The following is a 14,084-nucleotide window of genomic DNA, read 5'->3' on the forward strand; positions in this document are numbered from 1 at the left end:
TTCAATTGTCACTTCGTGCTTACTGCGCACTTCGGATGTGATTATTCATCATCAAGAGGAACCAGCTTGGTGTTGCCGCCATGAACTTTCTCACGCTGTCTTTGCACCAGAGCGTAGAAGCCTGGGATCAAGAATGTACCTGCTAGAAGCACACACAATAGACCACCAATCAGCGACACGCCGAGTGAGTTTTGACTCACGTGCCCCGCGCCAGCGGCAAAGATAAGCGGGAAGATACCCAGGATAAATGACCAAGATGTCATATTCACAGCGCGGAAACGTAACGTGCCTCCTTTAACCGCTGCACTATCGATATCAGCATCTTTTTCTTCACGCTCTTGCTTGGCGAACTCCACAATCAAAATTGCGTTTTTCGCCGCCAAGGCTATGAGCAAGACAAGACCAATTTGGGCATACAAGTTAAGCGGCGTGCCAGTTAGATTCAACGCAAGGAAGGAACCTAACGTTGCTACTGGGACCACCAAAATAATAGCCAGTGGAATACTCCAACTCTCATACTGAGCCACCATAAACAAGTAAATGAAGATCAAAGCCAGCGCAAACGCATAAATGGCTTGGTTACCCGCGAGCACTTCCTGATAAGCCATACCTGTCCATTCATACGTGTACCCTTGTGGAAGAACTTCAGCAGCAACGCGTTCCATTGCGGCAATCGCATCACCACTAGAGTAACCCGGTGCTGGTTGGCCTTGAATGATAGCACTGCGGTACATGTTGTAACGCCATGCCACATCAGGCTCAAACACTTGCTCGTAGCTCACTAGCGTACTTAACGGAACCATATCACCGTTCGAAGAACGAACATGGAAACGCTCTAGATCTTCCATGCTGCTACGGTGCTGGCTATCAGCTTGCATGGTTACGCGGAAGTTCTTACCAAACATGGTGAAGTCATTCACATAAAGCGAACCTAAGTTGCCTTGCAAGGTTTGGAAAATAGACGACAGCGAAATACCTAATTGCTGCGCTTTCTCACGATCGATATCAACGTAGTAGTGCGGAACATTCGCGCGGAACGTGCTAAACGTGTAGGCAATTTCAGGCGCTTGGTTAGCCGCTTGGATCATTTCTCCCATGACCATCGACAAGTCGGTACGACTTCGCCCTAGCGTGTCTTCAAGCACAAACTCAAAACCAGACGCAGCGCCCATACCTGGAACCGCCGGTGGTCCCATCGCAAAAACAACCGCTTGAGGTAACTCTGTCGCCGCTCGCCCGTTAATACGTGCCGCGATAGCATTAGCAGAGTGCTCTCCTTGCAGCGAGTTACGAGTATCCCAGTCATGCAATTTGATAAATACAGAAGCACCGTTTGATGCTGCTGCGCCTGTCATAAACGAGTAACCGTTCGCAACCGTCACACCATCCACACCAGGCTCTTCACCGATCATTTTCATTAAATCATTGGTGACTTCTTCAGTACGTGATAAAGAGGCTGAATCTGGTAGCTGTACGTTAACCAGCAAAATGCCTTTATCTTCTTGAGGAACAAACGCTGTAGAGGTGGTTTTCGCAAAGAAAGTGACCGCTGCGATAGCAACTATAAAGAACGTCACGAGCAGTAAAGACTTCTTCACCAAGAAACCAGCGATCTGGCCATAACGCGTAGTGATGCGCTCTAAGCCTCTGTTGAAAGCCTGGAACCAGTTAGCGGTATTGCCCCCACCCTGCTTCAATACCAGAGAACAAAGTGCTGGAGACAGCGTCAATGCATTGATGGATGAAATCACAACCGAAATACAGATGGTCAAAGCGAACTGGCGATACATGATACCGGTGATACCTGGCAGCATGGCGACGGGTATGAATACCGCAAGTAGAACCAAGGTCGACGTGATGATTGGGCCCGTTACTTCTTTCATCGCTAGCAACGTCGCTTTACGCGGTGAAATGCTTGGGTCTTTCGCCATGGTAGTATCGACGTTTTCGATAACCAGAATCGCATCGTCCACCACGATACCAATCGCAAGGATCAAGCCAAACAAAGTAACCGTATTAATGGTGAAGCCCGTTGCCTGCATGATGGCAAACGTACCAATCAGAGAAACGGGGATCGCGACAACAGGAATCAACGTTGCACGCGCACTACCCAAGAACAAGTAAGTTACAGCAATCACCAATAGAATCGCTTCAATCAGTGTTTTTACTACCCCTTTGATCGATTCAGATACGAACACGGTTGTATCGTAGCTGGTCTCGTATTCCATTCCCTCTGGGAAGTTTTTGCTCAAGCCTTCAAGGAGCTCCATGACGGCCTGACCACTTTCTAACGCATTCGCATCCGATTGAAGAGACAACGCAACGATTGACGCGTCCTGGCCACGGAACTTACCGTTACCATCGTAGAACTTTTTGCCTAGTTCAACGCGAGCAACATCTTTCAGATAAACCGTAGAGCCATTGGGATTAGCTCGAAGGACTACGTTCTCAAACTCACTCACGCTTTCCAAGCGACCTTTGGTCACAAGGTTAAACTGAACTTCTTGCGGATTGTTGTATGGTGCTGCACCTACACGCCCTGCCGCAACTTGAACGTTCTGTTCAGCCAAAGCGGCGTATACGTCTGACGTGGTTAGCTTAAGGTTGGCCATTTTTTCAGGATCTAACCAAACACGCATTGCGTATTCGCCACCACCAATCACGTTAACTTCACTGATACCTTTCGCACGAGCCAACTGATCTTTTACATTCAAGTTAATGTAGTTAATCAAGAACTGATCATCGTATTTGCCATCAGGTGAATAGAAGTTAAGTACCATCAGCAAGTCAGGTGAACGCTTTTTCACCGTCACACCAACCATGCGAACTTCTTGAGGCAGTTTTGACTCAATCTGTGACACGCGGTTTTGCACGTTAACTTGCGCCATATCTGGATCGGTGCCGACATCGAACGTGACGTTTAGGCTGTAAGAGCCATCGTTCGCGCTCTTTGAAGACATGTATATCATATCCTCAACGCCGTTGACTGAGGTCTCTATGGGGTCCGCAATGGCCTGCTCGACAACTTCCGCACTCGCACCGGTGTAGTATGCCGAAACGCTGACTGATGGCGGACTTATCTGTGGGTACTCCGCCACTGGCAAAATCGCCAGTGAGATCGCGCCAGCTAGCGTTAATATGATCGAAATAACCAGCGCGAATTTAGGTCTCTGAATAAAGAAACGACTTAACATAGTGCCCCCTACTGCTTGTCTTCAGCAGGTGCTTGAAGGCGCACTTCTACACCATTACGCACACGTTGTAGGCCTTGTGTAATAACTGTATCTTCCTGATCGAGCCCTTCTCGAATGATAATACCTTGTTCAACCTGAGGGCCAAGCTCTACGTTACGACGCTCTGCGACATTTCCCTCAGTCATCACCATCACAAAGTCACCTTCTAAGTCAGTTTGAACGGCACGTCGTGGAATAACAATAACGTCCTTCGTATTCTTATCTCTCAAGTTCACTTTTATGTGTTGACCCGGAAGTAACTTCTGCTCTGGATTTGGCACTAGCGCGCGCATAGCAATCGTACCCGTTTTGGTGTCAATACGATTACCTAAGAAATCAAGCTTACCGAGATGCTCAAAAAACTGTCCATTTTCCAGTTCAAGCTGAACTTCAACGCGGTTTGATTCTGCTGAGCCGTCGCCTTTGACTTGATCCATACCCATGGCTAAACGCTCACGCTCACTCACACTAAATGAGGTATGAACTGGATCTAAACTCACCAGAGTTGTCAGCACGCCAGATGACGGAGAAACCAGATCACCCGTACTAACTTTGGTATCACTAATACGTCCGCTAAAAGGTGCTCGGATTTGAGTATAGGAAAGGTTAACTTCAGCAAGTTTAAGTTGAGCATTTGCCGCTTCTAGCTCTGCTCTCGCACCAAGAAGTGCCGCAGTTAAAGCATCAAACTCAGATTGAGAGATACTACCGCGAGGCAACAAGTTTTTACCTCGAGTATGATCTAATTCGGCTTTTTTTAGCGCCGCTTTAGCTTGTGCAAGTGCGGCTTTAGCACTCGCGACTTGGGCTTCAAAAGAAGATGGCTCGATAGAGTAAAGGAGCTGCCCTTTTTCTACCATTTGCCCTTCTTCAAAGTGACGAGCTTTTAAGTAGCCAGAAATCTGCGCGGTAATATTGGTATCTTCTACTGCTTCAATGCGACCGATATAAGACTTGCTCGGTTGGTAGTCGATAACCGTGACATCCTGAGTCACTACGAGAGGCGCTTGACCTTTCGTTTGGGCATTATTAGCTTCCCCGCATCCAGCGAGGATTGCTGTAGCCGCCATTAGTGCGACAAGTGGTTTCTTTTGCATGTATTTACCGTCTTTATAGAACAGGATATTGTTGAATTCCTATCAACCTTACTCCTTGCTGCCACTGAAAACTTCACTGAAAAGCGCCCAAGGTGTTTCTAAATGTAAACATGAGAAACAAAAGGAAAATAAAGTAATTTAGTTAACAGTGGTATTCAATGAGCAATATACATACAACTCAATCATAACTATTTAATATACGCCTTAGGAGATCGCGAATTTTAGCGTGTGCTTGGAAACACTAACGGGAGTATTGTATTCGGGCGTAAAGTGAGATTCAGTGCTCAAGATAAGAACGTTTTGTGGCTAAAAAGGTAAAAAGTGACGCCTTCATACTCAAGACCCCGATTTTGACTATTTTTTTAATATAAATGGGTTATCATTCAATTAATTCAACGCCTTCGACAGAGAGGATGACTATGATTTCTAAATGGGCGAAACGCTTTTACCAGATGGCAGAACTAGTGGCGTCTTGGAGTAAGGACCCATCAACACAAGTCGGTGCCGTTATTACTAAACAGAATCGCATTGTATCTGTTGGATTTAATGGCTATCCGCATGGTGTTTCTGACAGTGTCGACACCGATGAGCGCGAGTTGAAATACCTTAAAACACTGCACGCGGAAGAGAACGCAATTTTGTTCTCAAAACGTGACTTAGACGGATGTGATATTTGGGTAACGCATTTTCCTTGCCCTAACTGCGCGGCAAAGATCATTCAAACAGGGATCTCACACGTACACTGCCCTGAGCAGTCTGAAGACTTTTTATCTCGCTGGGGAGATAAAATCCAAGTCAGTCAAGATATGTTCGATCAAGCGGGTGTGAAAGTCGACTGGTTACCGCTAGAAGACATTGAAATTGAAGACAAAGACGTGCGCTAGTATCCCATCTTAATAGTTAAATAGCCCAGAGAGATCTGGGCTATTTTGTTATTAAATCTGCAAGAGGTCTCGACGTAGTCTTTTAACTGTGTTTTTTCGCTGTGAGCTCAGCAATTTTGACAATAACGAGTACTGATTTTTCCATCATTTCAACAGAAATAAACTCATGAATTCCGTGGAAGTTAAAACCACCGGTGAAGATATTCGGGCACGGCAAACCCATAAAAGATAAACGAGCACCATCTGTACCACCACGAATAGGTTTTATAATCGGTTCCACATCACACGCTTCCATCGCTTGCTTTGCCAGCTCAATGATATGAGGGTAAGGCTCAACCATTTCTCTCATATTGTAATAGCTGTCTTTTATTTTTAGCTCTACAGAACCATGGCGTAAACCCGTGTTCATTTCATCGACGAGTTTCTGCATAAAGGCTTTTCGATCCTCAAGTCTTTGACGGTCAAAGTCTCTAATAATGTAACCTAGCTCGCTTCGTGCAACGCCCATTTCTGCCGATTTTAGATGGAAGAACCCTTCGTAACCTTCGGTTGTTTCCGGAGTTTGATCTTGGGGCATTTGAACTTGAAATTTCGCAGCCAAGTTCATCGCATTGACCATTTTGCCTTTTGCAGTACCTGGATGAACGCTAACACCATGAAAAATTACATCAGCGTTTGCTGCATTAAAGTTTTCGTATTCCAACTCACCTTGCGGGCCACCATCTATAGTGTATGCCCATTTCGCGCCAAATTTTTTAACATCAAACAAATCTGCACCACGACCGATTTCTTCATCCGGAGTAAAGCCGATACAAATGTCGCCGTGTGGAATGTCTGGGTTTTCCAGTAGCAGAGCTACCGCGGAAAGAATCTCTGCGATACCAGCTTTGTTATCCGCGCCAAGTAATGTAGTGCCATCGGTAGTAATAAGATTGTGGCCATGTAGGTGATGTAAATCTGGGTATTGCACGGGAGATAACACTTCATCCCCCAACCCTAATGCAATATCGCCACCCTGGTAATCTTCGATGAATTGCGGCTTTACGTTTTTGCCAGATGCATCCGGCGCGGTATCCATATGGGCAATGAAGCCGATAGGAGGAACCTCATAATCAACATTGGCTGGCAGTTTAGCCATCAAGTAGCCATTTTTATCCAAAGTCACATCACTTAAGCCAAGTTCGATCATCTCTTTTTTAAGTAACTCAGCAAACACAAGCTGACCAGGTGAACTTGAGCAAAGCGTCACATGTGGATTGGATTGGGTATCAAACGTGACGTATCGAAGAAATCTTTCAACTAAATGTTTCATATTTATTCTCATTGTTTTGTACGATGAGGCTTTATCATGCATTGATAAGCTGACGTTGCCTCATCAAACCTCACGCTATGTTACGCTCTTAGTTCAATAAGAATTTGCTTTGAATCATTTTTTGATAAGAAAGGCTTTTGCGCTTTGCTTCCGCTCATTGAAGCATGAATTTAATCTAAAAGTTCCTCAGCCAGTACTCGCCACTCTTTAACCTTTTCACGAAAATGACGCCATTGCTTATCGGTCATCGAACGAGAAACATCTAATGTCAGTTGATCAACCAATGCAAAGTTAGAGTCTATATTCTGAGAAAGCTGCTCACTATAATAACTCTCTGGCTCGAACAAGAGTCGCATAAATATATCTTGATAAGTCACAACATTAGATTTGTTGTCGAACAAGTATTCGAGCTCTTGATATACCGTGGCTCGATAATCTCTCCATAAAGGGCTGTTTAAAATAACTTGCTGAGAAAATGTTTGAGCTAATTGACGCTGATTTCCTGATAGATTCCCCAGCCATTCTTCCATCCACTCTTCAGTGTTATCCAGAATAATTTCACGCACTTCGTCTTCTGTCTTATCGGCATATTTTGCGTTTCGCTCTTGATAATGTTCTTGTACATTACTCAAAAACTCGCGTTCTTGCTCTTTCGTTAATTGCAAACTTAACGCAAAAAGATCTGGTGCTGCTTTGCTGACCACTCTATCATAATGCGCTCGCATTCTATCTCGATTTTGTTGTAAGTAATTTAAGGTGATATCGCTCGCTTTTAATCTCTCAAGGTCTTTTAAATGTTCGATATATAATGGTAACTCCTCTTTCTTGTGCCAGTCTGCCAACAGTAATAAGCGCTCTTCCACTAGGACTTCTTGTTCCCCTTGCAACGAGACATAGTCCTCTAAGTAATCGAGCACGAACCAATCGATATTGCTGTATAAAAACTTTTTCGCACAACCGGCAAGCAGAAATACGAAACAAAATAGAAGGCCATAACGAAGCGCCTTATTAGATACATCCTTTAATTTAGTCACTTATTCGTATTCCCTTTTCTGTTGATTAAGTTCTATACTCAACCTGTATCACTTAGTATTGCGGCAAACTTACACCAGTGTGACAAATATTGATTGCCACCTTAATAATATATAGAGTTTGAAATTAACTTTTTGATCACAGCTATCCGCAAAAAAGTGAGTTAGAGCGCAATTATCGGCTAAAAAACGTACCGAACGACGCTCCCTATAACGGCATATAATTTGCATGGATGTTTTTTGGATGGTTTATGGAGGCGAAGTATGGCAGCCGCTGAGCAACTTGATACCAGTGTAGAATATGAGATTCGATATTTTGAACAGGGGAAAATGCACTGCATGAGAGTCATTGCTGAAAGCAAAAAAGTGGCTTATCAGTACTATTTGGAGTGTGGTAAGCACAACAGTGACTTGTACTCTATTCGCCCAGACAAGTAAAAAAACCGCCTGTTAGGCGGTTTTTTTACTTGTCAGAATCAATATAACTATTTGATTTTATTTATCATTACAGATTCAAATCCAACAATGTTATTTGATGTCGCCAAAGCGCTCAAGATAAAGGACGGTTGCTGCAGTACGAGAAGGAACTTGAAGCTTTTTAAGTAAACTCTTCATATGTACTTTAACCGTAGACTCAGAGATAAAAAGACGATCGGCAATTTGCTTGTTGCGGAAACCTCTTGCCACCTCTCTTAAGATCTGAGATTCACGATCGGTCAGTGTATCAAACACGTCCTCTTGCTCTGAGCGTTCACTCAAATACTTAGAAACTTCTTGGCTGTATGCCTTGTCCCCTTGATGCGCTTGTTTTAGCAACTCAACCAACTCATCAGGCTCAGTGTCTTTCAATAAATAGCCATCGGCACCACTTCGAACTATTGCTTCTATATCTGCTGGGCTATCTGAAACGGTTAGAATGACAATTCTGGCTTCACAGCCATCTGCACGCAGTGCTTGCAAAGTATCAAGGCCAGACATGCCTTTCATATTAAGATCAAGAAGTACAAGATCCAGTTCCAGCTCATGCGCTTTCGCTACTGCATCCGCGCCATTACTTGCTTCTGCAATAACCTCAAACTCAGGCTCAAAGCTTAAAAGCTGGTGGATACCTCTTCGCATGAGTGGATGATCATCCACCAGCATTACTTTACACACAGTCACTGTTTACTTCCTTACTATGTTGGAATTCTAATTTTACGGTACAACCTTTGTTTATCGATGCTTCGATGTGAAGATCGGCATGCAGTCTAGCGGCCCGCTCTTGCATGATACTCATACCGTAATGATTTAATTTTTCGTCTTGATGTTCAAAGCCTATTCCATCGTCGCTAACGGTTACTGTGACTTTTCCATCATTATCGAGACATTGAATGTGAATATTATCTGCTTGCGCATGTTTGATAGCATTAATTGCCGCTTCTCTTATCAACTGTAGTAAATGAACCTGCTGATGTGCGTCCAGTTCAGTTGATGAAAGTCTATTTTTTAGCGTAATGTCCGCAGCAGTTTGTTCACTGAGCGTTTCAACCATGTCTTGCAATGCTTGGCCAAAACTGCCCTCTTTAATCGTAAGACGAAACGTCGTCAGTAATTCGCGTAACTGCGTATAAGCCGCAGATAAGCCCGTATCTAGCTCGGCAATAACTTGATTAGCCTGCGCGATCGCCTTTTCGTCAGGCAAGTTCTTTACGCTTCTCTTCAACAAAGCGACCTGAATTTTTAAGTAAGAGAGTGCTTGAGCCAATGAATCATGCAACTCCCGAGCAATAGTGGCTCGCTCTTCCATCAGCAGAATTTGTTCTGCTTGGCGCTGCGCCCGATTGTAATACACAGCGCGTGATAAAATCTGCACGAAGTTGTCAATAAGAGCCTCGTTCGGACAAGGTAACCCTGCTTTCCAATATAAATAGCCCAAGTGCTCACCATCTAGCATCAAGGCTTTACCGTGGCAATCTTCATCACAATCTTGGCAGCATTCTTCTCCTTCCATCAATATCCAGCTCGGTTCTCCCAGCTGCTCGATTTCAAGTTTGACCGCTTTAATGCCCTCAAGACTGACGATATGCTGCAAAATCGCCTGGAAATTGTCTTGATTAATACGCGACGCCGTGAGTTCTTTTGACGAGTCATACAGCACTTCTAAAGACTGGTTGGCATGCTGCAATTTACGTGTTTTCTCATCAACCGCTTGCTCTAATCCTCGGTACAACTTACCAAGGTCTGTCGCCATCCGGTTAAAGGTTCGAGTCAGTATTCCCATTTCATTATCGCTAGATACATTGAGCGATATATTGAATGAGCGATTTTTAATTTGCTCGCTAGCAAAAACTAAGGCACGCAGAGGCCGAACAACTTCGAGGCGCACAAAATGAACGACAAACATACTGACACAAAGGATGCCACCCAACCCTAACCCGCCGATCCAGGCTAAGTTAATCAGTTTTTGCTCCGAAAAGCTTTGCAGCTTAAATACAAACTCATCGATTTGTTCAACAAAACCGGCCACTAGGAGTTGATATTCTGCCGGGTTGTCTCCTCTAAGCACCGCCTTGAGTTCATGCCATCTGATAATAAGACGGTAGTAATCGTGAGTGATGTCTTCAGGCACAGACCAATGCTGAAGCGCTTTCATTGAAGGTGAATATATCGAATTTTCAAATGCGTCAATATGTGAAGAATAGTCAACAGATTTAACCTGAATATCATTCGCTAGACGGTAGCTTTGCATTCGCATCGAGCCAGCAACATTGACGGCTTCAGCATCGTTCAAACTGGACGCTAACGTAAAAATCGCAAAACCAGTCGTAGCGACTGAGAGCAGCAAAATAAGAAGCATCGCGGACGCAATCGTGCGCGTCACCGACTTTTTCACATTTTTAAACAATCTGAGTTCCTCGCCCATTAACAATCCTATTTGTACGTGCAATGAACCCATTACCTTTCAACTTTATCAATATGTGATCACCTGCGACGGAATTTATTGATCCAAAACAATATTGCATACCATTTACCCCCTAAGAGGTATTTATACAAATATGTCAAAAACTACAATTTCGTTAGTTTAAATGACAGTTTATTAATGAAAATTGTGGACTATGCTTAGTTTGGGTTCCAAGTTTCGAGGTGACTAAGTGGTAGACCTTTCCAGAAGAAGACTCTTTGCAAGAAAAGCGCACCCCGACAACGCCGTACGTTTGCCTTGGTTAACTAAACCGCAACAGTTTACGGACGATTGCACTCGCTGCGGTAAATGCATTGAGGCCTGTGAAACAAAGATTATAACCAAAAGTGATGGCGGATTCCCCTCGGTCGATTTTTCCATCGATGAATGCACATTTTGCTATCAATGTGCAAACGCCTGTCCTGAGCCCCTTTTCTTGCCAGAAACAGAACAACCTTGGCAAGCAAAAGCAAGTATCAACGATAACTGCTTAGCAAAACAAAATGTCGAATGCCGAAGCTGTGGGGATATGTGCGACCCGATGGCAATTCAGTTCAAATTAGAACTGGGGAAAGTAGCACAACCCAATTTAGACCTTGATGAGTGTAACGGCTGCGGCGCCTGTGTTTCAGTGTGCCCGACTTCATCCATCAATGTGAGCAATACAACAGCCTAAGCCGAATGTCGTCGGCCAAAGGCAATAAAAATAAATGAGAGAGCTATATGTCACTAAATGAAGTGCATATTTCAAGTTTGGTAGTACATGTGCTGCCGGAACATTTGGACGAAATCAAACAAAAGATAGAAGCACACGAAAATGCGGAAATCTATGGTGACAGTCCTGAAGGCAAGATTATCGTCGTACTTGAAACTGAGAACCAAGGTTTCATCACAGACACTATCGATGCCATTAATAATTTACCGAACGTCTTAAGCACGGTATTGGTTTATCACCAAATCGAAACTGGGCTTGAAGAAACGGATGAAGAAGACACTGGAACACAACATTCCCAAATCGAGGGTGAAGTATGAAAATGACAAGACGTGCGTTTGTGAAAGCAAACGCGGCTGCATCAGCTGCTGCTGTCGCAGGTGTGACACTACCAGCATCTGCAGCCAACCTGATTGCAAGCTCTGATCAAACCAAAATCACATGGGACAAAGCACCTTGTCGTTTCTGTGGTACAGGCTGTTCTGTTCTTGTTGGCACTCAAAACGGCAAAGTGGTAGCAACACAGGGTGACCCAGAAGCACCAGTAAACAAAGGTCTGAACTGCATCAAAGGTTACTTCCTTTCTAAGATCATGTACGGTCAAGACCGTCTAACTCAACCGATGCTACGAATGAAAGATGGCAAATTCCACAAAGATGGTGAATTTACACCTATCTCTTGGGATGACGCTTTCGACATCATGGCTGAGAAATGGAAAGCTTCCCTCGAGAATAAAGGCCCAACAAGCGTAGGTATGTTTGGCTCAGGCCAATGGACAGTAATGGAAGGCTACGCTGCGTCAAAGTTAATGAAAGCAGGCTTCCGATCAAACAACATTGATCCAAACGCTCGTCACTGTATGGCTTCTGCCGTTGTAGGTTTCATGCGCGCATTCGGTATCGATGAGCCAATGGGTTGTTACGATGACTTTGAGAACGCAGACGCTTTCGTTCTTTGGGGCTCAAACATGGCAGAGATGCACCCGGTTCTATGGACTCGCATTACTGACCGCCGCCTAAGCCACCCTCACGTTAAAGTGAACGTGCTTTCTACTTACTACCATCGTTCATTTGAGTTGGCAGACCACGGCTACATTTTCAATCCTCAGTCTGACCTTGCAATTGCTAACTTCATCGCAAACTACATCATCGAAAACGATGCAGTAAACTGGGACTTCGTGAACAAACACACGAACTTCACTCAAGCAGACACTGACATCGGCTACGGTCTACGTGACGATGATCCGCTACAAAAAGCAGCGAAGAACCCGAACTCTGGCAAACTCACTTCTATCTCATTCGAAGAGTACAAGAAATCAGTAGCGCCATACACAGTAGAGAAAGCATCTGAAATCTCTGGTGTTGAGAAAGAGAAGCTTATCGAGCTTGCGAAGCAATACGCGGATCCAAACACGAAAGTGATGTCTCTATGGACGATGGGTATGAACCAGCATACTCGTGGTGTATGGATGAATAACTTGGTTTACAACATCCACCTACTAACCGGTAAGATCTCGACTCCGGGGAACAGCCCATTCTCACTAACGGGCCAACCATCAGCATGTGGTACCGCTCGTGAGGTTGGTACGTTTGCTCACCGCCTACCAGCGGATATGGTGGTTGCTAACCCTAAACACCGTAAGATTGCAGAAGACATCTGGAAACTGCCAGAAGGTACGATTCCACCAAAACCTGGCTTCCACGCCGTATTGCAAGACCGTATGCTGAATGACGGCGTTCTGAACTGTTACTGGGTTCAATGTAACAACAACATGCAAGCCGGTCCAAACATCAACACAGAACGTCTTCCAGGTTACCGCAACCCAGAAAACTTCATCGTTGTGTCTGACCCATACCCGACAGCAACAGCACAAGCAGCAGACCTTATTCTTCCTACCGCAATGTGGATTGAAAAAGAAGGTGCTTACGGTAACGCAGAGCGTCGTACCCAAGCTTGGTACCAACAAGTGGGCACAGTCGGTCAAGCAAAATCGGACCTTTGGCAACTAATGGAGTTCTCGAAACGCTTCAAAATGGAAGAAGTGTGGCCTGAAGAGCTTCTAGCGAAAGCGCCTCAATACCGTGGTAAAACAATGTACGACGTACTTTACCGCAATGGTAACGTCGACAAATTCCCTATCGAAGAAGCTCGTGAACTGAATGACGATGCTCACCACTTCGGTTTCTATGTTCAAAAAGGTCTGTTTGAGGAATACGCAACATTTGGCCGTGGTCACGGGCATGATTTGGCTCCATACGACCGCTACCACCAAGTACGTGGTCTACGTTGGCCTGTTGTTGATGGTAAGGAAACACAGTGGCGCTTTAAAGAAGGTTCAGACCCATACGCGAAAGAAGGTTCTGGTTGGGACTTCTACGGCAATGCTGACGGCAAAGCGAAGATCATTTCCGCGCCATACGAAGCGCCACCAGAAGTACCGAACGATGAATTTGATATGTGGTTATGTACTGGTCGTGTTCTTGAACATTGGCACACAGGCACCATGACTCGTCGTGTACCTGAATTATACAAAGCAGTACCAGACGCAGTGTGTTACATGCACCCAGAAGACGCAAAAGCACGCAATGTTCGTCGTGGTGAAGAAGTACTCATGGCAAACAAACGCGGTGAAGTACGCGTTCGTGTTGAAACTCGCGGTCGTAACCGTCCGCCAAAAGGTTTGGTATTCGTACCGTTCTTTGATGCACGTATTTTGATTAACAAGCTTATCCTAGATGCGACTGATCCACTGTCTAAACAGACAGACTTTAAGAAGTGCCCAGTCAAAATCACTAAGATTGCTTAACCTTCAGATACTGAATGCTACGGCCGTCATTATGGCGGCCTAATAAAGAATTTAAGCCATAAAGGCGG

Annotated in this window: 11 protein-coding genes; 5 read left to right on the forward strand and 6 right to left on the reverse strand. The window is 44.7% G+C overall.

Annotated features, from left to right (window positions below; all coding sequences use genetic code 11):
* Positions 1-41 precede the first annotated feature (41 nt).
* A complete protein-coding gene (gene vmeZ, locus R7P74_RS13485; protein WP_005373507.1) occupies positions 42-3,194 on the reverse strand; it encodes a multidrug efflux RND transporter permease subunit VmeZ in 3,153 nt (1,050 codons plus the stop codon).
* An 8-nt stretch (positions 3,195-3,202) separates the two neighbouring features.
* Positions 3,203-4,330, reverse strand: a complete 1,128-nt coding sequence (vmeY, locus tag R7P74_RS13490) for a multidrug efflux RND transporter periplasmic adaptor subunit VmeY (RefSeq protein WP_193837924.1) — start codon at positions 4,328-4,330, stop codon at positions 3,203-3,205.
* Between the two features lie 419 nt (positions 4,331-4,749).
* Here vmeY and R7P74_RS13495 point away from each other — a divergent pair, with 419 nt between their 5' ends.
* The gene (locus R7P74_RS13495) at positions 4,750-5,214 is read left to right on the forward strand and encodes a dCMP deaminase family protein (protein ID WP_005373515.1); all 465 of its coding nucleotides are present in this window, start codon (positions 4,750-4,752) and stop codon (positions 5,212-5,214) included.
* An 82-nt stretch (positions 5,215-5,296) separates the two neighbouring features.
* Here the strand turns inward: R7P74_RS13495 and pepT are convergent, their stop codons facing one another.
* Entirely contained in the window at positions 5,297-6,526 is a 1,230-nt protein-coding gene (gene pepT / locus R7P74_RS13500; RefSeq protein ID WP_318122909.1) for a peptidase T, read from the reverse strand.
* A 170-nt stretch (positions 6,527-6,696) separates the two neighbouring features.
* Positions 6,697-7,560, reverse strand: a complete 864-nt coding sequence (locus R7P74_RS13505; RefSeq protein WP_318122910.1) for a DUF6279 family lipoprotein — start codon at positions 7,558-7,560, stop codon at positions 6,697-6,699.
* Between the two features lie 261 nt (positions 7,561-7,821).
* On the opposite strand from R7P74_RS13505, the gene R7P74_RS13510 reads away from it, so the two are divergent.
* On the forward strand, positions 7,822-7,995 hold the full coding sequence (locus R7P74_RS13510) for a hypothetical protein (RefSeq protein WP_005373524.1): 174 nt from the start codon (positions 7,822-7,824) through the stop codon (positions 7,993-7,995).
* 90 nt (positions 7,996-8,085) lie between these two features.
* On the opposite strand, the gene R7P74_RS13515 is transcribed toward R7P74_RS13510, so the two are convergent.
* Both R7P74_RS13515 and narQ read right to left on the reverse strand, forming a co-directional pair.
* Positions 8,086-8,700, reverse strand: a complete 615-nt coding sequence (locus tag R7P74_RS13515) for a response regulator (RefSeq protein ID WP_031777156.1) — start codon at positions 8,698-8,700, stop codon at positions 8,086-8,088.
* Positions 8,701-8,704: 4 nt separating this feature from the next.
* Positions 8,705-10,441, reverse strand: coding sequence for a nitrate/nitrite two-component system sensor histidine kinase NarQ (gene narQ / locus R7P74_RS13520; RefSeq protein WP_258482001.1), 1,737 nt, complete (start codon positions 10,439-10,441; stop codon positions 8,705-8,707).
* Positions 10,442-10,688: 247 nt separating this feature from the next.
* Here narQ and napF point away from each other — a divergent pair, with 247 nt between their 5' ends.
* Genes napF through napA form a run of 3 tightly spaced genes read left to right on the forward strand, consistent with a single transcriptional unit; the run spans position 10,689 to position 14,016 of the window.
* Complete coding sequence (gene napF / locus R7P74_RS13525) at positions 10,689-11,174, forward strand: ferredoxin-type protein NapF (protein WP_005373529.1); 486 nt, start codon at positions 10,689-10,691, stop codon at positions 11,172-11,174.
* Between the two features lie 47 nt (positions 11,175-11,221).
* Positions 11,222-11,530: a chaperone NapD gene (locus tag R7P74_RS13530; RefSeq protein ID WP_005373535.1), complete on the forward strand. Its 309-nt coding sequence runs from the start codon at positions 11,222-11,224 to the stop codon at positions 11,528-11,530.
* Positions 11,527-14,016 carry a periplasmic nitrate reductase subunit alpha gene (gene napA, locus R7P74_RS13535; RefSeq protein ID WP_318122911.1) on the forward strand — a complete coding sequence of 830 codons (2,490 nt, stop codon included), beginning with the start codon at positions 11,527-11,529 and terminating at the stop codon, positions 14,014-14,016. Before R7P74_RS13530 ends, napA begins: the two co-directional genes overlap by 4 nt.
* Positions 14,017-14,084 lie beyond the last annotated feature (68 nt).

It is taken from the genome of Vibrio sp. 2033 (assembly GCF_033339735.1).